We start from the raw sequence: 25,861 nt of genomic DNA, 5'->3' as shown, positions 1-25,861 counted from the left end.
AAGCCTGGAGCGTCCTTTCAAGGGCCTCGGGCAGTTGACCAGCATATCCGGGTTATTCTCTTGTAGGTTCAGAGAGAATACTAGGTGAGGTACAAGGTATGGAGAGAAAAGGAGGGGTTCAGGAGATGATGCGGCTGATGGCAAGGAAAGTCAGTTCCATCGCCGATTCGATTGAAAATCACGAAGTGGATGCATTCACGACCGCTATTCTGAGATCAAACTGCATCTATGTGATGGGAGCAGGACGGTCCGGGCTGGTTGCAAAAGCATTTGCAATGAGGCTGATGCATCTTGGGCTTACATCATATGTTGTCGGTGAGACGATCACCCCGGCAATTGAAGATAGAGATATGATTATTGCCTTCTCGGGGTCAGGCAACACAAATACCGTCGCCGACATTGCAGAGACCGCAAAAGAGATCGGATCAACAATAGGGCTCATCACATCAAAGAAAGACTCAAGGATCGGAAAGATTGCCGATGTTGTTGTTGTTGTCGAGAGCCAGCGGGACGAGGTGACAGATGACTCCCATGAGTATGAGATCCGCCAGATGATGGGGGAACACCGGTCATTTGCCCCGCTTGGGACGCTCTTTGAGACAACCGCCATGATTTTTTCTGATGCGCTTGTCTCGCGCCTGATGGAACTGACAGAGACATCAGAGACTGAACTGAAGAAACGTCATACAAACATTGAATGAGGAATGGGATATGCGATTTGCAGACAGGGTAAAAAATATCGAGATATCCGGTATACGGAAGCTCTTTGAGGCGGCTGGCCCGGACTCCATCAACCTGGGACTCGGCCAGCCGGATTTTGATACGCCGCTCCATATCAGGGAAGCGGCAATCAAGGCAATACATGAGGGGAAGACAGGCTACACGCCAAACCTTGGCATACCAGAGCTGAGGGAGGCACTCTCTGCCAAATTCAAAAGAGAAAACGGCCTGACTTATCAGCCGGGGGAGATGATTGTCACAGCAGGTGCAAGTGAGGCACTGCATATCGCAATGCAGGCGTGCATCAACCCAAAAGACAAGGTCATCTTCTCGGATCCCGGGTTTGTCTCGTATGGCGCACTTGCAGAATTTGCAGGAGGCATACCGGTTCAGGTGCCGCTTGACCGGGATCTCAGAATGGATCCCGACAAAACAATTCCTCTCCTTGATGATGCAACAATGATTGTCCTCAATTCCCCGGCAAATCCGACAGGCGTTGTCGAACGCGAGGAGACGATCCGGGGAATTGTTGAATATGCCGATGATAAAGGTGTACTGGTCATCTCAGATGAGGTCTATGAACACTTCATCTATGATGCAACACACAAAAGTGCAGCTCTCTATGGTGACAATGTCCTTACCGTCAATGCAACCAGCAAAACATATGCAATGACTGGCTGGCGAATCGGGGTGCTTGCTGCAGGCCAGGAGATTATTGAGGAATGTGTCAAGGTGCACCAGTACTCACTCGCCTGTGCCACCTCCATCTCCCAGTATGCAGCATATGCCGCATACACCGGTGATCAGGGTGTTGTCACTGCGATGAGGGATGAGTACCGTGCCCGCCGGGATCTCCTGGCAGCCGGTCTGCACAATCTCGGATTTGAGTTTGCCCTCCCTGAAGGTGCATTCTATCTCTTTGTCCCGATGACAACTGATCAGATAGAGGCCATCATCAGATCAGGCGTTATCATTGTACCGGGTACTGCATTTGGATCACGTGGAGAGGGCTATGCCCGGATCAGTTATGCTGCTTCACAGAATACCTTACAAGAAGCACTTAACCGAATTGAGAACGTTGTATAGTGACGAGGTGGCAATATAATGATGGAATTACTCAGACGGCTCTCAGATGCCCATGGAATGTCAGGATTTGAAGAGAACCTTGCAGACATTATAACAGAGGAGATCAAAGACCATGTTGACGAGATCTCAACTGACGCAATGGGCAATCTCATTGCCGTAAAAAAGGGCGGGGACTATTCGGTGATGCTTGCAGCCCATATGGATGAGATCGGTTTAATGGTTCAGTACATTGATGATAAAGGCTTCATCCGGTTTGTCGGTATCGGGGGCTGGTTCACCCCTGCACTCTATACACAGCGGGTTATTATCCATGGGAAGCATGGGATGGTTACCGGTGTCCTTGGCGGTAAACCCCCGCACATGATGACTGATGAGGAGAAGAAGAAGTCAATGAAAATGGAGGATCTCTTCATTGATGTCGGTGCAACCTCTGCTGAAGAGGTGGCAGCACGTGGTGTAGAGCCTGGTTGCCCGATTACAATTGATCGGGAGATGCGCACGCTCTTTGGAAGCCGGGTGACAGGGAAGGCATTTGATAACCGGGTTGGTGTTCTGATGCTGATAGAGACCCTCAAAAAAGTGGAATCTCCCCATACCATCTACGGAGTCTTTACAGTTCAGGAAGAGGTCGGGCTGAAGGGCGCGAAGACGAGTGCGTTTGCACTGAAGCCGGACTGTGCCATCGCAACCGATGTCACGATCCCAGGTGACCACCCGGGAATTGAGAAGAAAGATGCCAGCATCGAGATGGGCAAAGGCCCGGTGATCATCATGGTTTCTGCAAGCGGCAGGGGCCTGATATCAAGTCCGAAGATGGTACAGTGGCTCCGCTCGAGTGCTGAATCCGCAGGCATCCCACACCAGATAGAAGTAGGTACTGGCGGCAATACCGATGCGACGGTAATCCATCTTGAGCAGGGTGGCATTCCAAGTGTCCCGCTCTCGATTGCGGCACGGTATATCCACTCCCCTGTTGAGGTCGTCGACTGCAATGATATCGAAGACGGTGTCCGGCTCCTCTGTGAGGCATTACAGACACGGCCTTCGTAAAAGCCCTCGTACTACCGGGCGTTGCATCCGGACCGGGAGCGTCCTGCCTGTGTGTCAATACAGGGGTAGGATTGGTCGTATCGGGAAAAATGCAACAGAAAACAATATCTTTTTATTCATTCATCACGTATAGGATAGAGCACTTTGCAGGGTCCCGGTAGGGTAGCGGATATCCTAGAAGCCTGCGGAGCTTTTGACCCGGGTTCAAGTCCCGGCCGGGGCGCTTCCTTCTTTTTCCAGGTGTTTCAGTGTTTTTTGTCTGCGGCTTGAGAGCCCGGCCTGCCCAAAAACCAGTCAATCCCAATCATCTAAAAGATCGGATACCCCCATCCCTTAATAGGAATCCAGACAATTTCTAAGAGAGACAAAACGTCTGGATGTAACCGATCCAAACAGCAATTATTCAGAGGACTTATAGTATGAATGAAATACCCGGCCTGAATTTTGACGAGTTGAAAGTGCAGAAACTAGAGGAGCTGCAAGCAGACGGTGTTCTGGCATACCCCTGGACTTTTTCAAGGACACATACCGCAGATCAGATCCTCTCGCGGTTTTCTGAGATATCACATGAGAAGAGCGAAGAGGTCGTAACCGCCGCTGGAAGACTCTACACGAAACGATCGCACGGCAAAACTACATTTGCCGATCTTGGAGATGAAAGCGGAAAAATACAGCTTTATATCCGGAAAAATGACCTCGGTGATGAGGCATATACCTTCTTCTCGAAAAATATCGATGCCGGTGATATCGTTGGTGTGACAGGCCACGTATTTCGGACAAAAGTGGGCGAGATAAGCATCTGGGCAGACGAGATCACCCTTCTTGCAAAATCGGTCTGCCAGCTGCCGGAAAAATACCATGGGCTGACAAAAGTTGAGACCAGGTACAGGCAGCGCTACCTTGATCTCATCGGAAACCAGGAGGCACGGGAGATCTTCAAAACCCGCAGCAGGATCATCAGCAGCCTCAGATCAGTTCTCGATGAGAAAGGGTACATGGAATGTGAAACCCCGACGATTCAGCCGGTGTATGGTGGAGCGAATGCACGCCCCTTCACCACGTACCACAATTACCTTGAACAGAAACTCTACCTCAGGATCGCACCTGAACTCTACCTGAAACGGTTAATTGTCGGCGGATTTGAGAAGGTCTTTGAAATATCAAAGAACTTCAGGAACGAGGATATCGATACCCACCACAATCCTGAGTTCACCATGATTGAGATCTACGCTGCCTATGCAGATTACCATGATATGATGAATCTCACCGAGGAGCTTGTATCTGAACTGGTGAGGGGAGCTGCAGGCAGCTATGAGGTCTTGTATGAGGAGAAGGCCATCAATTTTGCACCACCCTGGAAACGGGTCTCAATGGAACAGTCTGTCCTTGATGCTACAGGGATAGATGTCAATTCCGCCTCTCCTGAGGAACTCAGACGGTTCGCTGACCAGGAGATGATCGAAGGGCGTGAGAAGGCAGCAGCCAGGGGCGAGTATCTTGCACTCTTCTTCGAACATTTCGTCGAACCAACCCTCATCCAGCCGACTTTTATCTATGACTTCCCGATTGAGAACTCACCGCTTGCCAAGAAGCACCGTTCAAAGCCCGGATATACCGAACGGTTCGAACTCTTTGTTGCCGGGATGGAACTTGCAAACGGCTTCTCAGAACTAAATGATCCCCTTGATCAGAAAAGTCGTTTCGAGGAGCAGGACGCAAAGCGCAGGCAGGGTGACCTTGAAGCGCAGATGATCGATTATGACTTCATCAACGCACTCGGCTATGGAATGCCTCCGACTGGCGGAGTCGGTATCGGTATTGATCGGCTGGTGATGCTTGCAACAGGGCAGAATTCAATTAAGGAAGTGATCCTCTTCCCATCGATGAAACCAATCAGGAGCGGAGAAGAAGAGAGTGAGAACGAACCCGCAGAATAACAGACGTGTCATCTGAAGAGTATTTTTATAGCATACTCAGAATGGTTGCCTGAAGAGATTTGCAGGCAACCCACTTTTGCTGCTTCTCTTCTTAACCTGCAACTCTTTTTTTATTCTGCATCCTGAAAGCAGTTGCTCTATTCTGTGATCATGGGCATCTTCATGCGGATATCTGCTGTCAGGTAATTACCGCTGAAGGTGACATGGTATTGCCCCCACCTCCTGATAGTTATCTCTATCTTCTCATGGTGAGGATATCCCCTGCCAAATCCATCACGGGCAATAACTGCTCCGGTATCCGCATCACGGACCACACATTCATACCAGGAAGCCTCTGAGATCCTGTTGACAACAGCGGTGAACTCTTTTTTCTTCCCGAACTGGCTGGTTCCAACAATCGTCCGCCGGACAGTCGGTGCAGAGATCTCGGTTGTGATGACAAGCGGAGGGTGTGGGAGATCAACAACCACTGCGACATCCTGGTAGCGGAACGTGATAAGCTGGGAGTATATCTCTGTATACCGGGGAACCGGAACCGGCGTTTCAACCGGCGCTGGAGTTGGACGCGGTGTCGGAGGAGGGGTTGATACAGGGAACGGCGTTGCCGGTACGACGACTGAAGGATCATAGACAGGCTCAGCTGTTGGAACAGGTGTGGCAACCGGGGTTGCCGGGGTTTCATCAGGTGTTGCCACTGGCGGATCAGCAACACCTGGGGGAGGCGCGGTGCATCCTCCGACAAGGACCATGAGAAGGCAGGCAATGAGCAGGTACCTTCCATTCCTGACATGCATTACGTTACAATAGCCATTCAAAGTATATAAGAGGTTGAGGTATCCTGAGAGCAGAAAAAGCTCATCCTTTTTTTCTCTCTTCCATCAATGATACCGGATCTGCTTATTGCCCGCCTAAATTCTGGTTTCCATCCTGGTACGAGAGGATCACGCCTTTATATATATCAGCAGCATTGTTGAGATCTTCATGGGAAACCCGTTCATCGATTGCGTGGAGGGTCCGGATATCGCCAGGGCCATATTCAACCACCTGGAACCCCCGTTTTCGAAGCTCGCGTGCATCGCTTGCCGCCCACTGGACAATCGGTTTTGACTGGATGCCATAGAGGTGATCGATCTGCTTCTGGACAGAACGGACTATCAGAGCATCAGGCGAAGTAAGTGACGGGTTCCAGAGACTTGAGGGGGTAACCTCTGCCCGGGTGGCACGTGATCTGATCTCTTTGAGCAGTTCATGGCTGTCACAGCCCCAGGGAAGCCTGAGATCAACCTCAAGGAGACATTTCTGTGCCACAATATTTGCCTTCTCCCCACCTGTAATAACCCCGGGATTATACATGATCTTTGTCAGGACATTCCGCAGTCCCGGGATGCCAAAAACCTCGGTAAGCACGTTCTCGGAATGATCGATGATATCCATCATTGAAGGATCAACCCGGTACTCGCGTTCATGAAGTTCCTTTATATACTCCAGATATACCAGTGCCTCCATAACTGCACTGACCCCGACACAGGGGTAGAGTGAACTATGGCCGGGTGTGCCGGTAAATTCCATGGTAAACCTGCACAACCCTTTCTGCCCGATACAGGGGGCAGTTGCAGGGGTGGGTTCTGCAACAATGCAGTCAGAGGGCAGGATCAGTTCTTTCTGGAGGAGATGATGGATCCCGTGCGGGCCGCCCACCTCCTCATCACAGACAAAGGCAAGACTGACCTGTGGGTCGATCCCCTCATCAACAAGAGAGGCAAGAGCAGAGAGAATAGAGGCGCATCCACCCTTCATGTCTGTTGCACCCCTGCCCCAGACATATGACTCATCAATAGTACCAGAGTATGGCGGGTGGCTCCATCCGTCATCCAGGGCAGGCACCACATCGACATGGCCGCAGAAGAGGAGCGGATGGCCCTGGCTTCGGGTAATAAGATTGGATTTGCCAGGAGCATGCTCGATAATATCTGTTGCTATCCCGAGGGAGTCCAGGATAGTACTGATATATTCGATGACGTCTGTTGTGACTCCCGGAGGGTTGTCACTATTGATTTTGATTAAGTCCGAACAAATCCTGACCGGATCCATGGTATGCATCCATTCACTGGTGGTTCGCTTTAAAGGTTTCAAAAAGCCTGGAGAGCGATGCGCCGGTATAGATACTCTTTATCAGGTCCTTTTTGAAGAATTCATCGATCATGCTATGGAAGAAGGTCGCAGGCATGGGCTTTGTGGTACCCGGATCAAGCACAATCCGGAAGCTCCGGTACTGGGCGGGGTCATCATCAGAGTAGATGCCCTGCCAGAGTGCCGGGAGCCTGGCATAGGTATCCGGATGCTCTGATTTCAGCCAGTTTATAAAAGGTTTAAAGAGGGGTCGATCACCCAGCTTCTCTTCATCTACCCTCCATCTCATATATTCCGCAGCCATCAGGGAGCGGGGGGATTCATAGCTGAATGCCGCAATAGAGAGTGTATAGTCGATATGGGCAATGGCGTCCATCCAGTGGAACCACAAAACCGGATGAAAATCTGATATGGATTCAAGGACCAGTGATTTTGAATAGAGATAATCAAGTTCACGTGAAAACTCGTTTTTTTCCATCAACATAAGAGATAGTTACGCCGGGCAGGAAAAAAGGGTTACTGTGAAGGCAGGTATAAGTGCCGGTATCTCCATATCAGCCATTGAAGGGACGCCGGAGGGTGACAGCATGGCGGATACAGGCATCCAGTTCTTCCCCGCTCTTCCCCCTGATATCCACCTCGTTGTCCCGTCTGAGAAGACAGGGCTTGAGCTTCCCATCTGAAGTCACCCTCAGCCGGTTGCAGTGTGCACAGAATTCGGTATTGTGAAGAGGGCGCACAACCTCAACCTCTGCACCATCGATACAGTATTTCTTCCGGTGGTGCATTCTTCTGGTGATAATCTCGGTTGCCTGGGTTGCAATATCGTCCTCGATTCCATTCAGATCCGCATGAGACTGACAATCATTGAAGTTCATAAGTTCAATGATCTGGAGGATAAGATCCCGGTTTCCCCGTACAAAATCAAAGAAGTCCTCCACCTCATCGGTATTGATATCCTGCAGGAGAACCATGTTCAGTTTGACCGGTGTCAGTCCGGCATCAAGGGCAGCATCGATTCCGGCGAGGGCATCAGAGAGGTTATCGGTTTTTGTGATCTCCCGGTACCGATCCGGCCTGAGGGTATCCAGGCTGATATTCACCCGTTTTAACCCTGCATCCTTCAGTTCATGGGCATAATCGGCAAGAAGTGTGCCGTTTGTGGTCATTGATGATTCGATATGTGATGGTACAGATCCAATAATCTCCACAAGGTCATCACGCAGAGTCGGCTCCCCGCCTGTGAACTTGACGCTCCTGATCTGGTATGCAGTAACAGCATTGATGATCTGCTGGATTTCTGCCGTGCTCATCAGTTTTTTTGAATCTTCCTCGCCTTCTGAATGGCAGTAAGTACAGTTGAGGTTACAAAATGGTGTAAGAGAGATCCGGAGATTGGTCACCGGTCTGCCATATGGATCAATCAGGGCCGGTTTCATTTCTTCTCAGAATATAGTTCTTCGCTATTATATAGGTCTCAGTACTGCCTCTGCGGGTTGCTTTCGTCCGGTATACCCTGACAGAGTAGAAATGGTTCCTGACCTCATGTAAAAAGTCTGGAAACATGTCACCCTGGAATGTCTTGACAACAAAGTTTCCGCCCTGTTTCAGGATGGCACATGCAAACGCAAGTGCCTTTTCGTTCAGATCGATTATGCGCGCCTGATCATAGCTCTTATTACCAGAGAGTTTCGGGGATGCATCACAGGTGACAACACTGGCATAATCCATGATTTCCCTGACCTCGTCCAGGATATGAGGCTCAGAAAAGTCTCCTGTCAGAGTTACAGCCCCATCAAGAGGCGCAACAGGATTCAGATCTATCCCCACAACTGACCCTTCTGTCTGGGAGCAGAGCACCTGAAGCCAGGAGCCAGGAGCAGAACCAAGATCGATAATATTGTCTGTCGGGCGGATAATCCCGAATCTGGACTGAATATCGATTAATTTATACGAGGCTCGTGACCGGTAGCCCTCACCCATTGCTGTCCGATACACCGGATCACGTGACCATTGAGAACCCATTTTACCATATCTCCCAAAAGGTAGCTTTTTATCTGCTACCGTGTCGAATATAGAACAATATAATTATCCGTATTTAGTTCGTAATTAAATGTTAAGGGGTTTGTGATGTTAAAAGCAACTATAGATGCAGAAGTCTTCAGAGAGTCAATCGACGTCATTTCGGCTCTGGTTGGAGAATGCCGTATGCATATCGATGAAAGCGGCATACAGACACGCGCAGTCGACACCTCCAATGTGGCAATGGTTTCACTCGAACTTGATGCAGCCGCTTTCCAGTCGTATACCGCAACACCACTTGAGATTGGACTTGACATTGCCAAGATGAAGAATATCCTTGGGATGGTCGGGAAAGGCGATCCAATAGATCTGGAACTTGATGCAGAAGGAAGAAAACTCCATATAAGCTTCAAAAGCTACAGGTACTCGATCTCGCTTCTGGACACAAAAACAATCCGGAAAGACCCAAATCCTCCAAACCTGAGTCTGCCGGCAGTGCTCAAAATCCCAGGAGACACACTGAACAATGCCATTAAAGCAGCAGCTGTTGTCTCAGATAAAATTGCACTGAAAGTGGATCCGACAACCCCTGTCTTCACCATGATTGCAGAAGGTGACACTGACAATATCAAACTCGAACTCGGCAGGGACGATCTCGAATTTTCAGAAGCAGCTGAGGCGCGCTCTCTCTTCTCACTTGACTATCTCAAGGATATGGGGAAGGTTGTCAGCAAAGCAGCTATTGTCGAAATCAGGCTTGGTATCGACCACCCGGTTCAGTTCATATTCACCATTGCCCAGGAAAACGGGCGTGTCACATATCTCCTTGCACCACGCATTGAGGCAGATTAATGGAAAAACAGCTTGATCCATTATATCGAGCCCGTTACCCTTTTTTAAAAGAAGCAAGTGAGATCATAGCCGAGCAGGGCATCACACTTGAAACCATCACGAACTCTTCCCGTGGAAGAATATTTCTGGATGCAGCAGTCGAGCGGATTGAAGAGGCTGTTCTGGGGCGTGACAAAGAGACATGGGCTGACAAGCCGGATCTCCTCCTGGATATCATAAGCTATGCGCTTGCCCGTGTCCTGATATCATGCTCCCGCAATCGTTCGGGTATAGGCAGCCTTGCTCGATACGAGGCAAAACGAGCGTTATACTTCCTCCAGGTGGCAGAAGACAACGAGGATGTCCGGCGCATGATCTATCAAGAGCTTGGCATCCCATATTCCGGGAGCGGATCTGACTATATTGACTACACGAGGTATATTGAGCTTGCATCCGGGATTTCCGGAGACCAGTTCAGGCTTGTGAACCGCGATCTCTTCAATGGCATGGTGATGATCAGCGTGGAAGAGAAGGATATCCTCCTCCGTGAACGGATTCGGACGCTTCTCACAAGCCAGCTCCCGCTCAGTATACCAGACTCTGTCTGCAGCCAGCTGGCAGAATCAGTTAGCCGTGTTGACAGCATCCTGGCAGAGAAGGCAGCCATTGAGTATGGAGAGATTGACGAGGCAGGCTTTCCTCCATGCATCCGGCACCTCCACACCACCGCAAGTGAGGGGAAATACCTCACCCATTCGGGGAGATTTGCCCTGACAACATTTCTCCATACAATCGGCATGGAGATGACTGCCATTATCAGCCTCTTCTCAGGAGGCGGCGATTTCAACCTCGATGTCACCACCTACCAGGTGGAACACATCACGAGCCACGATACTGAGGGGTATACCACGCCGTCCTGTGCAACCATGAAGACGCACGGCATCTGCATCGGGAAGAATAAACAGTGTGAGACGATCAGGCATCCACTGAACTACTATCGAAAAAACAAGACGAAAAAGAGTAAGAAAACCGGCAGTCCAGGGCCAAAACAGCCGGAGACAACAAAGAGCGGTGAAACCGGATCCAGTAGAGCAGGTGGAAATAGAAAAGACACCTGACTTCTTTTCCATCTCCAAAATTATGCAGACACCGGGAAAAGAGTTGAGCGGCCTTCTGGCTGGTCTCTGGCAACTGATTTTTTTTAAAAAAATAATTAAATTGTCTTTTCAATAACAGTATATCCTGCTCCAAGAAGGACACAGATGAAGCCCATCAGCGCAGCGAGATAGGCATATCCCGGATCCATAATCGCAGGAAGCCCGATGAGCAGAATAAGAAAGATGGCAAGACTGGAGAGGCCAATGATGATATCGGTAAGCCATTTTTGCATGAGTATTATTCTATGGGGCAATGGCTTAACTCTTTTTGTACCAAAAAACCAGCAGAACCACAATCCGGAATCACAACGTCATCAGGCCAGCCGTTTGAAGATGAGATTGCATACGTGAGAAACCATAGAAGATATCCCTTCAGGCGTTCCTATACAAAGCATGAATCCGGAAGAGGCACTGGCCCTGCTGAAGGACCATGTCAGATCAGATGCACTGATTGAACACTGCGTCGCCACCGGCGCAGTTCTCCGTTCTGTTGCACCAGAGCTGAATGGAGACCCGGAGCTCTGGGAGACGATCGGTATTCTGCATGATATTGATTTTGAGGAAGTAGACGGGGATATGGAAAAACATGGCATCGCTGGTGCTGAGATGCTTGGTGCAGCAGGCGTATCATCTGAGATTACCGATGCTGTCCGGAGGCACAACCACCACATCTTTAGTGATCATACAACCGGACTGGATGTTGCCATCCAGGCAGCAGACAGTATATCGGGCCTGATCATTGCATGTGCCCTTGTCAAGGGAGGCGATATATCAGGGGTCTCCACAAAGACGGTAAAAAAGAAGATGAAAGACAAGGGGTTTGCTGCCGGGTGCGACCGTGATCGGATTCGTGGTATAGAAGCGGTGCTTGACCTCGACACGTTTATCTCACGGGCAATAGAGGGTGTTGCATCGATCTGGAGGCGATAGTATGACAGGTAGTATGAGCTCTGAATTGAGAGATGGGATCATTTTGGATCTGCAGAACGCAGTTTTTGAATTGAGAGAGAAGATGGATCCCCGTCTTATCCCTGAAGTCGGCAGCAACATCGTCTACAGCCTGCCCCATGCCAGAGCCCCGGCGGATGTCGCTGGCGTCGATGGAAGGATTGTCAGGCTGCGCGGCAAGGTTCATCCAGTTGGGGAGTGTGCATTTGGTGCAAGCGATCATGTCGCACGGATCGTGCTGACAGCGATGAGGTTTGATCCTGAGATCCGAGCGGCGGCAAATATCAGGTTTTCTGAGTCGCTTGCAGACCTTCTCAAAGACCTTACCTTTGAGATCTGCTGGTTTGATCGGGAAAAGGAGCCTGCCGGGATACAGACCATGGACTGGGGGGTTGCCTCCTGCTGCAAAGACGAAGTCCCCGATATTATTCTCGATCGGGGAGGGGTTGGCAAAGAAGCCATGATCCGGGTTCTTGGCCCTGATCCTGCATCGGTTGCAAACACAATCATTATGTTGTCATCGCGCATTACTACTATGGATATTTGAGGACGATATACATGGGAATCAAACCAAGTTACATCAAGTCAATCGGAACAGGACTCCTGGAACAACATGGAAATTACTTCTCAAACGAATTTGATGAGAATAAGCACGCGGTTACCAATCTCACCACCATCGAGAGCAAGACGGTGCGTAACCGTGTGGCAGGCTATATCACAAGAAAAGTTAATACTGGAAGACGGTGATATTTCACCGTATGTTTCATGGTATAATACCTGCCATCATTACTCCTTTTCAACGAACCGATCAGATGCCCGTTGATATCGAAGGGCTTCGTTCAAATACCGAATTTCTGCAGTCCCAGGGGATACATGGCATTGTTCCCTGTGGCTCAACAGGAGAGTCGGCAACTCTGAGCTTTGCTGAGCATGAGGAAGTCATTGAAGAGGTAGTTTCTGCTGTTGGAAACTCAATTCCGGTTATTGCAGGTACCGGATCAAATAACACAGACGAGGCGCTGACGCTGACCAGGGCAGCAAAAAAGATCGGCGCAGATGCGGCACTTGTTATCAGCCCGTATTACAACAAACCCAATCGTGCCGGGCTTATCAAGCACTACACACTTCTCGCAGAGACGGGCCTTCCAATCATTATCTACAATGTCCCCTCCCGGACAGGACAGAACCTCACTGCTGATCTCATCATCGAACTGGCAGAGCATCCGGGCATTGTCGGTGTCAAGGAAGCAAGCGGGGATATCGGGCAGATATCTCAGATTATCGAGGGTACACGCGAAATTGAGAGGGAGATACCGTTTTCGGTCCTCTCCGGGGATGATAACATGACACTGCCAATTCTCGCACTTGGCGGGATGGGTGTCATCTCTGTTGCAGCAAATCTTGAGGCAAAACGGATGTGCGATCTCTATGCCGCCTGCCGATCCGGTTCATTTGCCAGGGCGCAGCACCTGCATTATGAACTCTCCCCACTCTTCCAGGCAATGTTCATCGACACAAATCCAATCCCTGTCAAGAAGGGGGTTGAGCTGCGCGGACGGGCAGCAGGACCACTCAGGCTGCCGCTTACCGAGCTTGGTGAAGAGAAGACACATCAACTTGCAGAGGTGCTTGGTCGTTATGATTAATGTAGCAGTATGTGGCGCATTTGGCCGTATGGGTACAATTATTGGAGATATGATCAATAATGATCCGGATCTTGCATATGCAGGCGGAATCGATCTGCGATCAGGAGAGCTCTTTGGAAAGCCTGTTGTGGAAGCAGCGGATCTTGATTCATTTCTCAAAACTGTAAAACCGGATTGCCTGATAGACTTCACGATTGCATCTGCATCAGTTACCAATATCGAGATTGCAGCCAGAAACAAAACTGCGCTTGTTGTTGGAACAACCGGCTTTAATGATGAGGAGGAGATGCGGATTCGAAAAGCCACCGAAGGGGTTGTTCCAATCGTCAAGACAACAAACTTCAGTGTCGGCGTAAACATTTTCTGGCAGCTAATCAGGAATGCCGCAACGCTTCTCAATGACTATGACTGTGAAGTGATCGAGGCACACCACCGGTACAAAAAAGATGCGCCAAGCGGCACTGCCCGGACCATTCTTGAGATCCTCGAAGAAGAGATGGGTGCACGGGAGAAACAGTATGGCCGTGTCGGCATGACCGAGCGCGGGAGTGAGATCGGCGTGCATGTCATTCGTGGAGGCGATATTGTCGGAGACCACAAAGTGCTTTTTTCCGGAAATTTCGAGACAATTGAACTTTCACATCGCGCATATGATCGCTCGGTTTTTGCACGGGGCGCACTACGGGCCGCGAAATGGGTGTCAGAGCAGCCTGCCGGGATGTATACCATGAAAGACGTGCTCGGGCTCGCTGACTGACAGTAAAATCGAAACTTATTTCCCATAATTTTTTATAAATACTTATGGAGGTACCAATTTTGGTTGCTATTGTTGATAAAGAAAAATGCACTGGTTGTGAAGCCTGTGTTGATATCTGTCCGTCTGCTGCAATCACCATGAATGATGATCTGGCAGTTGTTGAGGACGATCTCTGTGTTGACTGTGAAAACTGTGTCGATGAGTGCCCTGCCGAAGCAATCCATATGGAGTAGGGACTCCACTTTTCAGGGTTGGTTTTACCGGAAAAAAACTTAACCCTTAAATATATTAATACCCTTAGATCTTCTGCTCATGATCAATGTAGGAGTACTTGGTGCTACAGGTGCCGTAGGTCAGCGTTTTGTCCAGCTTCTTGCCAGCCATCCATGGTTCCATCTTCAGACACTCACCGCATCTGAGCGGAGTGCCGGAAAGCCATATGGAAACGTGGTCAACTGGAGGCTTGATGCTCCATTTCCAGCCAGTATTGCTGATACTGTTGTCAGTCCGACGACTGTTGAAGCTGTGAAGGACCTTGATATCGTCTTCTCTGCTCTTCCAGCAGAGATTGCAAAGGATCTCGAGGTTGCCATCGCTGAGGCTGGTGTCACTGTATGCAGTAATGCATCATCCCACCGGATGGATCCTGATGTGCCATTGTTAATTGCTGAGGTAAATCCCGATCATGCCGGGCTCATTGACGTCCAGCATGACCGCGGACGGGATGGGTGTATCGTCACCAACCCGAACTGTTCAACAATCGTTCTCACCAGTTCACTTGTACCGGTTGTGCCTCTTGGCATATCCGGTGTCAGGGTGGCAACGCTTCAGGCGATCTCCGGTGCCGGGTTTGATGGTATTCCTGGAATGACCATCTTTGACAACATTGTCCCCTATATCGGGTCTGAAGAAGAGAAGATGGAGACAGAGCCACAGAAGATCCTGGGTACATTTAATGGAGCTGAGATTGAGGCTGCAGACCTGTCAATCAGCGCAAGCTGCAACCGGGTACCGGTTATTGACGGGCACATGATGTCAGTCTGGCTTGATACAAACAGGAGTGTTGAAGAGGTACAATCAGCATTTTTGAACTGGAAACCGCCGTTTACGGGTCTTCCGACTCAGCCGGAGAATCTGCTCCATATATTTGAGCAGCCGGACAGGCCCCAGACACGGCTTGATCGAAACCTGGGCAATGGGATGACCGTCTCGGTTGGCCGGATCAGAGAAGGCATCCGGTATACAGCAATGGGACATAACACCATCAGGGGAGCTGCGGGCTCTTCTGTGCTCAATGCAGAATTACTCAAGACAAAAGGATACATCTGAGGGATCATATGCAAAATGACAACACAGTATTCGTTGGCAACAAGCCGGTCATGAATTATGTACTGGCAGTAGTGACACAGTTCAACAATGGCGCAGATCTGGTGGCAATCAAGGCACGCGGCAAAGCCATTTCACGTGCAGTCGATACAGCCGAGATCTCCCTGAACCGCTTCCTTGAAGGAGTTGGGAAAAAAGAGATATCCACAACAACAGAGGAGATTGAGACAGATTCGGGAAGAACAAATGTCTCAAGCATTGAAATTGTTCTGACAAAGTCAGGACAATTTGAGATGAAGGAGTAGACAATTCCCTTCACCGTATTTTTTCTTTTTCCAGTTAGAATATGTGTTTCAACCAGAAACACTATAATTATATAGGAATAATAGTATTCCATGAAAACGGGCATAAGTGTTGCAATACTACTCCTTCTTGCAGCCTGCTGTATGCCTGTCGCTGCTGAAGAGCCTGGCACCAGGTTCAGCTATATTACGTTTGACAGTGTCGATATCATTCTTGAAGAGACAACAGCCACAGTTACCGTGGATTACAATGTTGATCCCGGTGTCCAGTTACTTGTCATGCTCCTTGGCAACCATGATCTCAGGAACAAGGTACAAAGAGCCATGAATTTTGAAGAGAGTACGATTCTGAGCGCTGATCTGAACCAGGCCGTCCTTGAAGTTGAGTCTGCATCTTTTGATTATGGTGATGATACGTACTGGTTCCCGCGCCACACATTTCTGGTCACGGTTCCAAGACTAACAATTGAGACTCCGAGCACGAAGAGAGAGTTTTCCAATGTGTATCAGACAGAGGATGGGATCGGGTTTTTTACCCGCCAGGCTGAACGCAGCTTGTAAACTCCTCTACTATCATATTTTACTCCTGGACTTTTGCAAAATCAATAAAGCCTTTCCAGGGATCTGTTTTCAGCAGGCGGACACGGACTTTCCGGCCTATCCGGCACCCCTGTTCATTCTCTACAATACGGCCCTCAACCGGAGGATCAATGACTCGTGCATAGGTTCCTTTCTCAGACGCACCGGTGATGATACCTGAAAATACTGATCCGATTTTATCCTGAAGCAATAGTGCTGCTGCCGACTTCCTCATAAACCGCTCGACTTTTTTGCCTGCTTTTTCCGAGGCTGAGAGGTGGTCTGCAAGCTCGTGCAGCTCATCAGGGGTGTAGGGGTGTGGATCTGATCTGATTGCTGCCTTGACCAGCCGCTGGATGATGAGATCGACATACCGCCTGTTTGGAGCGGTACCGTGCGTGTAATCGGTGACTGCAAGTGCAAAATGGCCGGGTGAGTCCTCACCTGGTGCAAGTGCGATATACTCGCCCGGGCCAATGAGTTTCACAATGGTCAGGGAGAGGTCCGGGAAGGTGTCAGGATCCCGTTTCTTTTGGGCAAGGAGGAAACGGGCGAGTGCACGGGCATCTGGTTTATGTGGCAGCTTCATCTTCCGTTCCTTTGCTTCTGCGACGATACCCTCCCAGTTCTTTGGTGTCCTGACAATCCGCTGAATTGTCGGAGATTTTTTTGTTTCAAGAAAATCCACCAGGGTTCTGTTCGCTGCAATCATGAACTCCTCAATGATGGATCGTGCAGGGTTGTCTTCCTGGATGATGAGCCCGGCCACCTTCCCGTCTTGTACTACCGGAGTTGCCTCAATGGTTTCCAGGTCTAACACTCCCTGCCTGGAACGGTGCTCGTTGAGCTTTTCTGCTGCCTTGTTCTGGAGAAGCAGCTGTGTACTGAGACCCCGTATAGATTGTACACCTTCGGGAACGTCTCTCTTTCCAAAGAGCCAGTCCCCAATAGTTTCATAGACGAGTTGTGCCTTGTTCTCGACAAGGGCCATACATATCGCTCCATGGCGTGTCGTTCCATCCGGGAGAACAAAATATTCGATGGTGATCGCAGGTTTGTCTTGTTTTGGAAGCAGGGATGAGATATTTGCAGAGAGCCTGTCCGGGAGCATCGGATAGGTGACGACACCCGTATAGATGGAAGAGCCCTGGTGTGCAGCGTGGCGATCTGCCGGGGAGCCTTTCTTCACATAATAATCGACATCGGCGATAGCAACCAGCACCCGGATCTCACCGTTACCTGTCTCTTCACAATACTGGATCTGGTCAAGATCTTTTGAATCGTGGTTGTCTATCGAGCACCAGAGGAGATGCCGGAGATCTGTTGCCTGGTCAGTTGTGCCGATTGAGATCTCATTTTGAATCGCCTCCACATGCCTGATGACATCATCAGAGAAGACTGGAGAGAAGCCATAGCGCTCCATGGCACTATCTGCTATCTCAAAGAGATCCGGGGTTGCTCGTGTACTCATGAACTGTCTGTATGCGGTTCTACCTGATGAAGGTGACAGCGGGATCCGCGTGCGGGTTTTCATACATTATCGACTTTGTATGAGCTTTTGAAAAGGCTGGTTTGGTTGTTCATGAATATCCTGACGTGAGATGCAAAACCTTATTCTATTAATAAAAGAAGAGAAATCTTACTTCTGAACTGATCATCATGCGAGGCTGATTCATGCAGAAACTTGAGTTACTCGGGACAATGCTCATCATTATCGGTGTCATCGGCATCATCGGAACGGGATATAGCTATACTCTTGGATCTGCTGTTGATGCCAGGCATGTCTTACAGGATTCCAGTGCCATAATTGAGCGGCATGAGAGTTCGATCCGATCAACCGGAGAATCGATAGAGAGTATTGGTCAGCCGCTTGAAAAGACAGGCGGGTATATGCGGGATGCAGGCAGGCTTATCAATCTGATCCCACTTGTCAAAGGAGGGGATCCGCTTATTGAGGGTGGAGAGTTGTTATATAAAGTCGGGGTCTCGCTTCATACAACCGGATCTGATCTGGTAGCCACTGCAGATGATATGCATTCCCTTGCTGAAAACCTGAACAGGCTGAGCGATGATATTGTTTCGATTATGAATATGATTCACATCGGACTTGGTCTCATGTCTGTCATGGCGATCTTTGTTGGCATGGGCTTCCTTGAGATTGGATCAGACAGAAATGAGATAAAACAGCTGAGGCGGGAGATTGAGGAGTTGAAGCGGGGAAGATAAGTTGAGAGATGAAAGCGATACGTATGCAAATTTTTGTTGGGATCTGCTCCCGTTTAAGATAACTGCTATCAGCTCTTGTATCGACTGGTTGGTATATGCCTGTTGCTATGACTGAAGATGCTGTCCCTCTCCGGTATGCAATTTGCGGGGATGGGCCGGTAATCGTTTTTGTGTCTGGATATGGGATGACGCTTGACGAGTGGCCATCCCGCCTGATAACGTATCTTGCTAAAAAATACACGATTATTCTCTATAACCACCGGGGGGTTTCCGGCGAGAGGAATCCCGCAGTTGAGTTCTCGATTCCGCAAGCTGCCCGGGATCTGCACCAGGTGATCACGCAGCTTGCTGGTGTTGATGAGCAGCCTGTCCATATCGTCGGGTACTCTATGGGCGGCATGATCGCACTTGAATATGCAGTTCTCTTTCCAGATACGCTCAACCGGTTTGTCCTCCTGAATGCAGATTGCGGCGGGGCATTGAGGGTTCCAGCTGAAGAATGGGTCCTGGAGGAGATGGCACAGGAATTCGATACCCCTGAGGCGTACGTTGATCGTGCAGGCAGGCTCCTTCTCACCGAAGAGTACCGGTGTGAGCACCCCGATCCCAGCACCTGGTTTGTGGACTACGGGGAGGTTGCCAACCCCCAGGCGGTGAAGGAGCAGTATGATGCCATGCTCCTGTGGGACGGAGTCTACCCTGAGCTCCATGCAGTCCGGTCTCCGGCACTGGTTCTGGCAGGCGACCGTGATATTGTCATTCCCCCCGATAATGCAGAACTCATCGCAGCAGCCCTCCCTGATGCCACCCTGCATATACTGAAAGGGCAGGCGCACGGCATGATCTTCTGCGAGCCGGTGAAGATTGCAGTGATGATCGAGGAGTTTCTTGGGTGATTATTGGCGAGAGATGTGAGAGAGAAAGAGAAGATGAGAGGAGAGGAGATAGAGGAGATGGAGGGTACGGAAAAAGAGATTGAGAATTGTCAAGGAGGTCAAAATATCAAATCAGATATGATCGATCAAGATTCGATCCTTACTGAAGAAGATTATATCTGCCTCCAGAAATACCGGCTTGAAAAGGAAAAAGGGCTATTGATTTCTGAATCTGAAGCGAGAGAAGGGCTTGGATTGGAACATATACAATCATTATATTTTATAGATAATGAGACATAATATAGACACAGATTCGCAAATACGAATAAAAAAAAAAGCTTTCGATAATTATTCAAAACTATAACACCGCATTGTCACATCTTGCAAGCATGCAGAGTCAACGGTTCTGGATCGAGCGTTCGTTCCAGGATGTGAACCAACTCGCCGGGATGAATAACTATCAGGTGAGAAACTGGAATGCGTGGCACCATCACATGGCACTGGTTCTTCTGGCAATGCTCTGGATCACGCAGGAACTGATGCAGGCTCTTTCGGTGAGAAAGAAGCTCACTTTGCACGATATTGTACGGATCATCAAGTATCTTATTCCACCGAAAATACAGGATGCACTGAGTGTTGCCAGAACAATCGTGATGAACGAAAAAAACAGGATTAATTCGCGTAAATGTAAAATGAAGAGGAAAAAACGGGTTTTAACCTGAGAAAGGCATTGGAGCCAGGATTGTGTGTGTCAACATATAATGTTAGCTCCGGGCTCAGATCTATTGTAGGATTTTGAAGCGGATAGCCTTTTCGAGAGGGTGGCATTGAGAGGAGGTTTAACCACTCTGTGAAGAAAGGAACGCTCATTCAACCAATCGCATCGCTTGACTCGGATTCATAGGGGATTTCAGGGGCGGGGATAGGATTATGGTGAGCTAATGTGCCATTGTAGAGTTAACAGGATACTCAGAAAATAAGTGGCAATTGAGTTAATTATTTATTAGTTTACCGCCTTTCTCTTTTTTATGAACATTTTTACGAAGATTTGCATGTTGGTCTTAATCACTGCTCTTGTTTGTACCTGCGCTCTGCCCGTGTCAGCCCAGACCGGATCTCATACGACATTACAGGTCTGGACTGATGAATCGGTACTTGGACGAGTAGTGTCGATCACACATGCCCCGGATGATTCGAGTGGAGGATACTCAGTTTCTATAACACGGGGCATGAGCGCCCAACCCGCCAAAACTGGTGATAGCATTTTGGAATATAATGTTCTGATTCTTGGTCCGGGATCTTTTGCCACTGTTTCATTGGCTGATAGAGGTGAGACAATGTTTAGTGGTGGTACCGGAGGTACGGCGATAGTGTTTGAACGGGGAGGCAGCTCCCTATTACCAAAACCGACCCCTGAAGCGACCGATGTCCGCCCGAAAGTTCTTGATAGAATTCTTCTACCAGATGGAGATGATGTTGAAGTTGGGAGAATAACCTACGTTCGAGGAAAAGGGTATATTCAGAGACAGAACCGGGTTATGAGTGCAACCGTTGGGGAGAGATTAATGGCAGGCGATACTGTCTACGCAGATGATGGATCTGAAGTGATCGTTCAATTAGATCACGGGGGTAGGCAGGTTGTCGAGGGGGGAAACAGCTTACATTTAGAGAGGCAGATTGTTGATAAACCGATGAGTGTTCTGGAACCGATCGTATCAATTATTGAAGATACATGGATGAAGGTGAAAGAATTTCTTTCAGGGGAAAGCTTTTCAAGTATGACACCTTCGGCTATTGCTGGTGTCCGGGGATAAGATTATTTGGCCTCGACGAGATAGCTACACCGATCCATACCGGACCTTCCATCAGCCGAAAGGATGAGTCAGATGTCAGCCCCCTCTTGGCCCGATTGCGACAAAAACAACAATAAAGAGAGCTAAGAAGAAAGCGATAAAGTTGATCGGCTCCTGAAGGTGCTCAGGGATAAAGGAGTAGAGTATTGGGGCGAGGAGACCGATGAGGAGCAGAACCAGGCCCGTGATGAGATATGCATACACCTCTCTATCCGACATGATCAGATCGTTCATCTGATCTCATAATAGTAAATAATTTGGTAAACGCCCCTGTGCTTGTACAAACAATGATGACCAGTACCTCAGATCATTCTGCGGTAGTACCAAATCCGGTGACTACAATCTGAATACCATAGAAAATCAATAGCTCTGGGCATTGTCGAATGCATATAGGCTGTCTGGGATATTCATTCCATCATTGATCGGAAATGCTGCCATAAGAAGGTATCAGAAGATCCGAATTTTTTTCTGTCCACAAGTGGTATTCATCATCCTGATGTCAGAGGAACGATACAACAAAGGGCTCGCCCAACTCGAGAAGATGGGTGGCGAATCGGTGCAGGCGATGCTTCATCAACTGGATGATATGTCACCTGATCTCACCAGGATGACGGTTGCGTTTGCGTATGGTGATGTGCTCTCCCGCCCCGGACTCGATCTCCGAACACGCCAGCTTGCGACTGTTGCCGCTCTTACGGCTCTCGGTACAGCCCCGGTACAACTCAGGACCCATATTGATATGGCACTTGCTGTTGGCTGCACGAGGGACGAGATACGTGAGGTCATCATTCAGATGGCGGTGTATGCAGGATTCCCTGCTGCCCTCAATGGAATGGCGGCGGCAAAGGAGGTTTTCAGGGGTCGGGATGAGGGGGAGACGGGGTGAGGTTTTGCGTAGGCGAGTTTCATATTTTTCCTTATCGCGCTTCCTGATATGCACGTATGTGTATCCAGTGAGAAATAATTGATTAATGGTGTTAAAAAGACAAAATGGACACGCCCTGAGCGTATTCGCCAGCGGATGCATCTATCATTAGATCCAGAAACCTACGAGCTTCTTTCAAAAGAAGTCCAAAATGCTTCCCGATTCATCGATGAGCTTATTAAAACAATCAGAATACAATCTAACGAATTTATGACGACAAAAAAAGAAACGATGGGCAAATTAAGCCTCGGGCGGGAACTTAAACCTAAAGTTATAATTCCCTACGAAAGTATTAAGATAAGAGGGAGCGATATAATAGTATGGAGAATGATAGGTTCCACCACACAACAGAGAACTATTACAAACTTGCTGATAGGTCTCTAGAGAGGGGTATTCGTGAGGGGCGGATCTCCGAGGATGACGCACACCTGATCAGGGCCTTTGTAGATGAACGATCTACGAGGCTGTCACCGTCCAGATATTTCAAATCAGTTTCTATCTTAGTGACTGTGCGAAAGTTCTTCAGCGCCCCCTATCGAGAGACCAAGAAGGCGGATCTCTTTGGCGCTCTCAGGCTTGCAAAGGCTGCCAAGAAGGCGGACGGCAAACCATACACACAGAACACCGTAGCCGATTTTTCAAAATTTATCAAGCGGTTCTTTACCTGGCTGGCTGAAGAGGGAACTGTTGAGATACCGATTGCTACGGTCAAAGAGATGGGAACGATCGGATATTCGACAAAAACCAAGGCAGACGGCGATATTCTCACAGCCGAAGAGATCACAGCCATCATTTCAGCAGCACGGACGGCCAAATACAAGGCGCTGATCGGGGTATTGTATGAAGGCGGCTTCAGGATCTCCGAAGTCGCTTCTCTCAAGTGGAAGGATATAACCTTCCTGCCCTGGGGGGCAAAGATACGCACGGACGGCAAGACTGGCAAGCTTCGCACCGTGCCTATTATCAGTTATGTGGCGTACCTAGCCAATTGGCAGGCCTCCTACCCAGGCGGCAACCCCGGCCCGGACGATTGGGTATTCATCACTCCAGAAGGGAAGCCGGTTCAATATATGGGCGTTAGGAAGGCGATCAAGGGATTCGTTCAAGAGGCCGGGATCACAAAGAAGGTCACTCTTCACAGCTTCCGACACAGCAGGATAACGCATGTATTACGGGGCGGGATGCAGGAGACGCTCTGTAAAAAGGCTTTCTGGGGCAACCAAAGCACCAATATGATCGAGTGTTATTCTCACTTGATAGATGAGGATATTGATCAGGAGTTCGCACGGCAAGCCGGGATCGAGCTTGAAGGTAAGAAAGAGAGCGGGGCCCCGGAGCCTGTGACCTGTCCCGGCTGCCATACGGTCATGCCTCCGGGGAGCTGGTTTTGTAATCGATGCGGGGCTAAGCTGACACAGGAGGCGATCAAGTCCGTAGCGGATGCAGAAAAGGTTATCGAGCGCTGGCTGACTGCGAGCCCCTCCCGGACGATTGAACTTGCAGAGCGGATTCAGGAAGAAGAGAAAAGGGGTTAAAACTCTTTTTTCATTCCTTCTTTTCTATCCACCGGGAGCGGGCCCCGCTTAGAAGGGAATTCATCGTCTCTCTCATTCTTTCTCTATCGTCCACTGATGGCCTAGATCGGGGCGTCCCGGTTCCTGTGGTGGCTTCGACCTGGTAATACTTTCTTGTCTCCCAGGCTCGATCATTCATGCCCGCCTCAAGAGCATTCATCAGGACGGTATCGAGTTGTCCAAAGGTGCTTACTTCTCTCCCAAGCTTTGCCGTAACTAACCAAACAATAGAGGCCAGATGATCGGGATCTATTCGGCTCTTCAGGTCTTCAGAGTCGAAGAAATTGAGGACGAGCAGCAGGTCTTCAAGGACTAGGGGTACTTTCTTCAAGATATCCGACTTATACCGGCTCCGCATGCCCGGATCGATTCCGGCCCGCTCCTCCTCTCCCATTTTGAGAAAATCCCTTTTATTCTTCGTTAAAAATCCTAATGTTTCTGATTTTGGGTTAGCGCCCCGGCCGGATTGTCCCGCCTTTTTCTCTCCTTTCGTTATATCAGGTATCATGAGAATATATTGGTTTTACTGATATAAGTATTTAATTCTCTGATCTATGCGCTATATAGGGTATTAAATTACTAAATATACCTTATATGGGTTTAATATTAAATACAGCCGTCTTATAGTGTGATCAGAGGCGGAATGCCTCAGGAAGGAGAAAATGCAGACAGAAACTAAAAGGCTTATCAAAGTGGGAGGGAGTCGGATGATCTCGATCCCGCCTGATTGGCTTAGAGATAATCATCTAGAGGATGCTGAAACTGTTTCTCTGGAGACAGAGGGCGGGCGCCTTGTCATTTTTGCGAGTGAGGTCAAGAATGGCAGCTGAAATATTCCAAATTCAGCAGGATGTATTCGATCACCTGCCCCGCTTGCACAAAGTCGCAGCACGGATGATGGTAGAGAGAGGAGAACTTGAGATCTTGAATGAGGAGGAAAGCGATGATAGAACAGAATGAGGGGGCCTGCCGGGGGGTTAATCTGGCAGACTCAGGAGACGCGGAAACGTCTAACCTATTATTAGAGTCTAATATATATAATTGTTGCCGTATTTTAACTAAGATCGAGGATGATCTCGATCGGATGATTGCAGCCTTAGCGAAATGCGGAGGATCTGGCATACCTTCGGGGGGCTTCTGATATGGATCTGGATGCTTGCCGCTTGCCGCCTTCCTGGGAGACCGGGATCGCAATCAAGAAGCAATTAACCCATATTCCGATACGGAGGCCGGACGCTTCGCAGTGGTTCAGAGTACGCCCCGGTGATGAGTGGGTTTTTGACTGTTTTCTCTTCAAGGATGACGACAGCGAGCCCTTTCTTATCATGCCCCGGTATCAGCCAGAACTACTCCAGCAGGGACTAGCCCGGCCTGTGAGGATCTACATGCTGATGACCTACGGATCAAATACTCTCAGCCTTTCAGATGTGGGGCTCCCGGATGCAGAGGGGAAGCATAACACCTGGCATCAGAGCCGGATGGAGCATTACGAGCTAGCTAAAACTCAGTGGATAAGGATCTCTGCCAGCCGGTCTTTAAGTTCTTATGAGTTATGGCTGCCAGATGGTAACCTGGTAGAGCCGGACTGGCCCGATCAGCCTGAAACGATGATCAAAGCGCTGGAGCTTGCCTTCAAGGATCGGATCATTGATACTGATGATCACCCCGTCTTAAATCGTCTTCGGGGGCGTGCCTGATGACTACGGAAGCGCGCATAAAACACAGGGAATTAGAACCTGTGTTTAAATTCCTATACAGGGACTATAAGAGGGGCTTCTAATGAAGGGCTTTAATGAACTTTGGGCCGTAGATTTTGAGTTTTACGCCCCCGATGGAGAAAGGCCCGTACCTCTCTGTATGGTCGCTCAGAACGTGATAACGGAGGAAATAAGCCGGTTATGGTTGCGTGAGTGTGAT

Annotated in this window: 34 protein-coding genes and 1 tRNA gene; 26 read left to right on the top strand and 9 right to left on the bottom strand. The window is 49.2% G+C overall.

The window, feature by feature from the left end; translation table 11 throughout:
* Positions 1-98 precede the first annotated feature (98 nt).
* From hxlB to lysS, 5 genes are all read left to right on the top strand, one after another.
* Positions 99-701: a 6-phospho-3-hexuloisomerase gene (hxlB, locus tag ABCO64_RS05025; RefSeq protein WP_253456702.1), complete on the top strand. Its 603-nt coding sequence runs from the start codon at positions 99-101 to the stop codon at positions 699-701.
* A gap of 10 nt (positions 702-711) precedes the next feature.
* On the top strand, positions 712-1,806 hold the full coding sequence (locus ABCO64_RS05020; RefSeq protein ID WP_253456705.1) for a pyridoxal phosphate-dependent aminotransferase: 1,095 nt from the start codon (positions 712-714) through the stop codon (positions 1,804-1,806).
* Positions 1,807-1,821: 15 nt separating this feature from the next.
* Positions 1,822-2,856 carry a M42 family metallopeptidase gene (locus ABCO64_RS05015; protein ID WP_253457361.1) on the top strand — a complete coding sequence of 345 codons (1,035 nt, stop codon included), beginning with the start codon at positions 1,822-1,824 and terminating at the stop codon, positions 2,854-2,856.
* 151 nt (positions 2,857-3,007) lie between these two features.
* Positions 3,008-3,079, top strand: a tRNA-Arg gene (locus ABCO64_RS05010).
* 196 nt (positions 3,080-3,275) lie between these two features.
* Entirely contained in the window at positions 3,276-4,793 is a 1,518-nt protein-coding gene (lysS, locus tag ABCO64_RS05005) for a lysine--tRNA ligase (RefSeq protein WP_253456708.1), read from the top strand.
* A gap of 137 nt (positions 4,794-4,930) precedes the next feature.
* On the opposite strand, the gene ABCO64_RS05000 is transcribed toward lysS, so the two are convergent.
* The 5 genes from ABCO64_RS05000 to ABCO64_RS04980 form a co-directional block, all read right to left on the bottom strand.
* Positions 4,931-5,587 (bottom strand): DUF3558 domain-containing protein, encoded by a 657-nt coding sequence (locus ABCO64_RS05000; protein WP_292616812.1) that lies wholly within the window; start codon positions 5,585-5,587, stop codon positions 4,931-4,933.
* A gap of 103 nt (positions 5,588-5,690) precedes the next feature.
* Positions 5,691-6,893 carry an ArgE/DapE family deacylase gene (locus ABCO64_RS04995; RefSeq protein ID WP_343089248.1) on the bottom strand — a complete coding sequence of 401 codons (1,203 nt, stop codon included), beginning with the start codon at positions 6,891-6,893 and terminating at the stop codon, positions 5,691-5,693.
* Positions 6,894-6,897: 4 nt separating this feature from the next.
* Positions 6,898-7,401, bottom strand: a complete 504-nt coding sequence (locus ABCO64_RS04990) for a hypothetical protein (protein WP_343089247.1) — start codon at positions 7,399-7,401, stop codon at positions 6,898-6,900.
* A 76-nt stretch (positions 7,402-7,477) separates the two neighbouring features.
* Complete coding sequence (moaA, locus tag ABCO64_RS04985; RefSeq protein ID WP_253456718.1) at positions 7,478-8,362, bottom strand: GTP 3',8-cyclase MoaA; 885 nt, start codon at positions 8,360-8,362, stop codon at positions 7,478-7,480.
* Positions 8,343-8,948, bottom strand: a complete 606-nt coding sequence (locus tag ABCO64_RS04980; RefSeq protein ID WP_253456721.1) for an RlmE family RNA methyltransferase — start codon at positions 8,946-8,948, stop codon at positions 8,343-8,345. The genes moaA and ABCO64_RS04980 overlap by 20 nt, the downstream gene beginning before the upstream one ends.
* 105 nt (positions 8,949-9,053) lie before the next feature.
* On the opposite strand from ABCO64_RS04980, the gene ABCO64_RS04975 reads away from it, so the two are divergent.
* A complete protein-coding gene (locus tag ABCO64_RS04975) occupies positions 9,054-9,797 on the top strand; it encodes a DNA polymerase sliding clamp (protein WP_253456723.1) in 744 nt (247 codons plus the stop codon).
* A complete protein-coding gene (locus ABCO64_RS04970; RefSeq protein ID WP_253456726.1) occupies positions 9,797-10,894 on the top strand; it encodes a DNA primase large subunit PriL in 1,098 nt (365 codons plus the stop codon). Before ABCO64_RS04975 ends, ABCO64_RS04970 begins: the two co-directional genes overlap by 1 nt.
* A gap of 95 nt (positions 10,895-10,989) precedes the next feature.
* On the opposite strand, the gene ABCO64_RS04965 is transcribed toward ABCO64_RS04970, so the two are convergent.
* Positions 10,990-11,166, bottom strand: coding sequence for a hypothetical protein (locus tag ABCO64_RS04965; protein ID WP_253456728.1), 177 nt, complete (start codon positions 11,164-11,166; stop codon positions 10,990-10,992).
* 160 nt (positions 11,167-11,326) lie between these two features.
* On the opposite strand from ABCO64_RS04965, the gene ABCO64_RS04960 reads away from it, so the two are divergent.
* From ABCO64_RS04960 to ABCO64_RS04920, 9 genes are all read left to right on the top strand, one after another.
* Complete coding sequence (locus ABCO64_RS04960) at positions 11,327-11,863, top strand: HDIG domain-containing metalloprotein (protein WP_253456731.1); 537 nt, start codon at positions 11,327-11,329, stop codon at positions 11,861-11,863.
* A gap of 1 nt (position 11,864) precedes the next feature.
* Complete coding sequence (locus ABCO64_RS04955; RefSeq protein WP_343089246.1) at positions 11,865-12,428, top strand: thiamine-phosphate synthase family protein; 564 nt, start codon at positions 11,865-11,867, stop codon at positions 12,426-12,428.
* Positions 12,429-12,439: 11 nt separating this feature from the next.
* Positions 12,440-12,628: a 30S ribosomal protein S17e gene (locus tag ABCO64_RS04950; RefSeq protein WP_253456736.1), complete on the top strand. Its 189-nt coding sequence runs from the start codon at positions 12,440-12,442 to the stop codon at positions 12,626-12,628.
* An 11-nt stretch (positions 12,629-12,639) separates the two neighbouring features.
* Positions 12,640-13,527: a 4-hydroxy-tetrahydrodipicolinate synthase gene (gene dapA / locus ABCO64_RS04945; protein WP_253456739.1), complete on the top strand. Its 888-nt coding sequence runs from the start codon at positions 12,640-12,642 to the stop codon at positions 13,525-13,527.
* Entirely contained in the window at positions 13,520-14,284 is a 765-nt protein-coding gene (gene dapB, locus ABCO64_RS04940; RefSeq protein ID WP_253456742.1) for a 4-hydroxy-tetrahydrodipicolinate reductase, read from the top strand. The genes dapA and dapB overlap by 8 nt, the downstream gene beginning before the upstream one ends.
* A gap of 59 nt (positions 14,285-14,343) precedes the next feature.
* Positions 14,344-14,517, top strand: coding sequence for a ferredoxin family protein (locus ABCO64_RS04935; protein ID WP_253457364.1), 174 nt, complete (start codon positions 14,344-14,346; stop codon positions 14,515-14,517).
* A 79-nt stretch (positions 14,518-14,596) separates the two neighbouring features.
* Entirely contained in the window at positions 14,597-15,613 is a 1,017-nt protein-coding gene (gene asd, locus ABCO64_RS04930; RefSeq protein WP_253456745.1) for an aspartate-semialdehyde dehydrogenase, read from the top strand.
* An 8-nt stretch (positions 15,614-15,621) separates the two neighbouring features.
* Positions 15,622-15,915 carry a DNA-binding protein Alba gene (gene albA / locus ABCO64_RS04925; RefSeq protein ID WP_253456748.1) on the top strand — a complete coding sequence of 98 codons (294 nt, stop codon included), beginning with the start codon at positions 15,622-15,624 and terminating at the stop codon, positions 15,913-15,915.
* A gap of 90 nt (positions 15,916-16,005) precedes the next feature.
* The gene (locus ABCO64_RS04920; RefSeq protein WP_253456751.1) at positions 16,006-16,473 is read left to right on the top strand and encodes a hypothetical protein; all 468 of its coding nucleotides are present in this window, start codon (positions 16,006-16,008) and stop codon (positions 16,471-16,473) included.
* 19 nt (positions 16,474-16,492) lie between these two features.
* Here ABCO64_RS04920 and ABCO64_RS04915 read toward each other — a convergent pair whose 3' ends face one another.
* Positions 16,493-17,962, bottom strand: coding sequence for an RNB domain-containing ribonuclease (locus tag ABCO64_RS04915; protein WP_253456754.1), 1,470 nt, complete (start codon positions 17,960-17,962; stop codon positions 16,493-16,495).
* A gap of 203 nt (positions 17,963-18,165) precedes the next feature.
* Between ABCO64_RS04915 and ABCO64_RS04910 the strand changes: the two genes are divergently transcribed.
* From ABCO64_RS04910 to ABCO64_RS04890, 5 genes are all read left to right on the top strand, one after another.
* Complete coding sequence (locus ABCO64_RS04910; RefSeq protein WP_253456757.1) at positions 18,166-18,717, top strand: hypothetical protein; 552 nt, start codon at positions 18,166-18,168, stop codon at positions 18,715-18,717.
* Between the two features lie 107 nt (positions 18,718-18,824).
* A complete protein-coding gene (locus ABCO64_RS04905) occupies positions 18,825-19,613 on the top strand; it encodes an alpha/beta fold hydrolase (protein ID WP_253456760.1) in 789 nt (262 codons plus the stop codon).
* A gap of 15 nt (positions 19,614-19,628) precedes the next feature.
* Entirely contained in the window at positions 19,629-19,892 is a 264-nt protein-coding gene (locus tag ABCO64_RS04900; RefSeq protein ID WP_253456762.1) for a hypothetical protein, read from the top strand.
* Positions 19,893-19,981: 89 nt separating this feature from the next.
* Positions 19,982-20,314, top strand: coding sequence for a hypothetical protein (locus ABCO64_RS04895; RefSeq protein ID WP_253456765.1), 333 nt, complete (start codon positions 19,982-19,984; stop codon positions 20,312-20,314).
* A 543-nt stretch (positions 20,315-20,857) separates the two neighbouring features.
* On the top strand, positions 20,858-21,406 hold the full coding sequence (locus tag ABCO64_RS04890) for a FecR family protein (protein WP_253456768.1): 549 nt from the start codon (positions 20,858-20,860) through the stop codon (positions 21,404-21,406).
* Between the two features lie 75 nt (positions 21,407-21,481).
* On the opposite strand, the gene ABCO64_RS04885 is transcribed toward ABCO64_RS04890, so the two are convergent.
* Positions 21,482-21,679, bottom strand: coding sequence for a hypothetical protein (locus tag ABCO64_RS04885; protein ID WP_253456771.1), 198 nt, complete (start codon positions 21,677-21,679; stop codon positions 21,482-21,484).
* A gap of 262 nt (positions 21,680-21,941) precedes the next feature.
* Between ABCO64_RS04885 and ABCO64_RS04880 the strand changes: the two genes are divergently transcribed.
* Both ABCO64_RS04880 and ABCO64_RS04875 read left to right on the top strand, forming a co-directional pair.
* Positions 21,942-22,331, top strand: coding sequence for a carboxymuconolactone decarboxylase family protein (locus ABCO64_RS04880; RefSeq protein ID WP_253456774.1), 390 nt, complete (start codon positions 21,942-21,944; stop codon positions 22,329-22,331).
* 359 nt (positions 22,332-22,690) lie between these two features.
* Entirely contained in the window at positions 22,691-23,905 is a 1,215-nt protein-coding gene (locus ABCO64_RS04875) for a tyrosine-type recombinase/integrase (protein ID WP_343089245.1), read from the top strand.
* Between the two features lie 10 nt (positions 23,906-23,915).
* Here the strand turns inward: ABCO64_RS04875 and ABCO64_RS04870 are convergent, their stop codons facing one another.
* Complete coding sequence (locus tag ABCO64_RS04870) at positions 23,916-24,452, bottom strand: hypothetical protein (RefSeq protein ID WP_343089244.1); 537 nt, start codon at positions 24,450-24,452, stop codon at positions 23,916-23,918.
* A gap of 154 nt (positions 24,453-24,606) precedes the next feature.
* Here ABCO64_RS04870 and ABCO64_RS10960 point away from each other — a divergent pair, with 154 nt between their 5' ends.
* From ABCO64_RS10960 to ABCO64_RS04860, 3 genes are all read left to right on the top strand, one after another.
* The gene (locus tag ABCO64_RS10960; RefSeq protein ID WP_425463698.1) at positions 24,607-24,774 is read left to right on the top strand and encodes an AbrB/MazE/SpoVT family DNA-binding domain-containing protein; all 168 of its coding nucleotides are present in this window, start codon (positions 24,607-24,609) and stop codon (positions 24,772-24,774) included.
* Positions 24,764-24,904 (top strand): hypothetical protein, encoded by a 141-nt coding sequence (locus ABCO64_RS04865; protein WP_343089243.1) that lies wholly within the window; start codon positions 24,764-24,766, stop codon positions 24,902-24,904. Before ABCO64_RS10960 ends, ABCO64_RS04865 begins: the two co-directional genes overlap by 11 nt.
* A gap of 182 nt (positions 24,905-25,086) precedes the next feature.
* Positions 25,087-25,641: a hypothetical protein gene (locus tag ABCO64_RS04860; protein ID WP_343089242.1), complete on the top strand. Its 555-nt coding sequence runs from the start codon at positions 25,087-25,089 to the stop codon at positions 25,639-25,641.
* Positions 25,642-25,861: the final 220 nt, after the last annotated feature.

Origin of the sequence: Methanocalculus natronophilus (assembly GCF_038751955.1) — an archaeon.
GTDB lineage: Archaea > Halobacteriota > Methanomicrobia > Methanomicrobiales > Methanocorpusculaceae > Methanocalculus > Methanocalculus natronophilus.
Note: the sequence above shows the minus strand (reverse complement) of the source record. Positions and strands in the feature narration are given on the sequence as shown.

Excerpts from the sequence above, each read along its gene's own strand:
- hxlB (WP_253456702.1), top strand. The coding sequence starts at position 99 with ATGGAGAGAAAAGGAGGGGTTCAGGAGATGATGCGGCTGATGGCAAGG.
- ABCO64_RS04910 (WP_253456757.1), top strand. The coding sequence starts at position 18,166 with ATGCAGAAACTTGAGTTACTCGGGACAATGCTCATCATTATCGGTGTC.
- lysS (WP_253456708.1), top strand. The coding sequence starts at position 3,276 with ATGAATGAAATACCCGGCCTGAATTTTGACGAGTTGAAAGTGCAGAAA.
- ABCO64_RS04975 (WP_253456723.1), top strand. The coding sequence starts at position 9,054 with ATGTTAAAAGCAACTATAGATGCAGAAGTCTTCAGAGAGTCAATCGAC.
- ABCO64_RS05000 (WP_292616812.1), bottom strand. The coding sequence starts at position 5,587 with ATGCATGTCAGGAATGGAAGGTACCTGCTCATTGCCTGCCTTCTCATG.
- moaA (WP_253456718.1), bottom strand. The coding sequence starts at position 8,362 with ATGAAACCGGCCCTGATTGATCCATATGGCAGACCGGTGACCAATCTC.
- ABCO64_RS04885 (WP_253456771.1), bottom strand. The coding sequence starts at position 21,679 with ATGAACGATCTGATCATGTCGGATAGAGAGGTGTATGCATATCTCATC.
- ABCO64_RS04860 (WP_343089242.1), top strand. The coding sequence starts at position 25,087 with ATGGATCTGGATGCTTGCCGCTTGCCGCCTTCCTGGGAGACCGGGATC.
- ABCO64_RS04965 (WP_253456728.1), bottom strand. The coding sequence starts at position 11,166 with ATGCAAAAATGGCTTACCGATATCATCATTGGCCTCTCCAGTCTTGCC.
- ABCO64_RS04895 (WP_253456765.1), top strand. The coding sequence starts at position 19,982 with ATGCAGAGTCAACGGTTCTGGATCGAGCGTTCGTTCCAGGATGTGAAC.
- ABCO64_RS04990 (WP_343089247.1), bottom strand. The coding sequence starts at position 7,401 with ATGGAAAAAAACGAGTTTTCACGTGAACTTGATTATCTCTATTCAAAA.
- ABCO64_RS04875 (WP_343089245.1), top strand. The coding sequence starts at position 22,691 with ATGGAGAATGATAGGTTCCACCACACAACAGAGAACTATTACAAACTT.
- ABCO64_RS04920 (WP_253456751.1), top strand. The coding sequence starts at position 16,006 with ATGAAAACGGGCATAAGTGTTGCAATACTACTCCTTCTTGCAGCCTGC.
- ABCO64_RS04980 (WP_253456721.1), bottom strand. The coding sequence starts at position 8,948 with ATGGGTTCTCAATGGTCACGTGATCCGGTGTATCGGACAGCAATGGGT.
- ABCO64_RS04915 (WP_253456754.1), bottom strand. The coding sequence starts at position 17,962 with ATGAGTACACGAGCAACCCCGGATCTCTTTGAGATAGCAGATAGTGCC.
- ABCO64_RS04995 (WP_343089248.1), bottom strand. The coding sequence starts at position 6,893 with ATGCATACCATGGATCCGGTCAGGATTTGTTCGGACTTAATCAAAATC.
- albA (WP_253456748.1), top strand. The coding sequence starts at position 15,622 with ATGCAAAATGACAACACAGTATTCGTTGGCAACAAGCCGGTCATGAAT.
- ABCO64_RS04880 (WP_253456774.1), top strand. The coding sequence starts at position 21,942 with ATGTCAGAGGAACGATACAACAAAGGGCTCGCCCAACTCGAGAAGATG.
- ABCO64_RS04970 (WP_253456726.1), top strand. The coding sequence starts at position 9,797 with ATGGAAAAACAGCTTGATCCATTATATCGAGCCCGTTACCCTTTTTTA.
- ABCO64_RS04950 (WP_253456736.1), top strand. The coding sequence starts at position 12,440 with ATGGGAATCAAACCAAGTTACATCAAGTCAATCGGAACAGGACTCCTG.
- ABCO64_RS04870 (WP_343089244.1), bottom strand. The coding sequence starts at position 24,452 with ATGATACCTGATATAACGAAAGGAGAGAAAAAGGCGGGACAATCCGGC.
- dapB (WP_253456742.1), top strand. The coding sequence starts at position 13,520 with ATGATTAATGTAGCAGTATGTGGCGCATTTGGCCGTATGGGTACAATT.
- ABCO64_RS04955 (WP_343089246.1), top strand. The coding sequence starts at position 11,865 with ATGACAGGTAGTATGAGCTCTGAATTGAGAGATGGGATCATTTTGGAT.
- dapA (WP_253456739.1), top strand. The coding sequence starts at position 12,640 with ATGTTTCATGGTATAATACCTGCCATCATTACTCCTTTTCAACGAACC.
- ABCO64_RS04960 (WP_253456731.1), top strand. The coding sequence starts at position 11,327 with ATGAATCCGGAAGAGGCACTGGCCCTGCTGAAGGACCATGTCAGATCA.
- ABCO64_RS10960 (WP_425463698.1), top strand. The coding sequence starts at position 24,607 with ATGCAGACAGAAACTAAAAGGCTTATCAAAGTGGGAGGGAGTCGGATG.
- ABCO64_RS05020 (WP_253456705.1), top strand. The coding sequence starts at position 712 with ATGCGATTTGCAGACAGGGTAAAAAATATCGAGATATCCGGTATACGG.
- ABCO64_RS04905 (WP_253456760.1), top strand. The coding sequence starts at position 18,825 with ATGACTGAAGATGCTGTCCCTCTCCGGTATGCAATTTGCGGGGATGGG.
- ABCO64_RS04865 (WP_343089243.1), top strand. The coding sequence starts at position 24,764 with ATGGCAGCTGAAATATTCCAAATTCAGCAGGATGTATTCGATCACCTG.
- asd (WP_253456745.1), top strand. The coding sequence starts at position 14,597 with ATGATCAATGTAGGAGTACTTGGTGCTACAGGTGCCGTAGGTCAGCGT.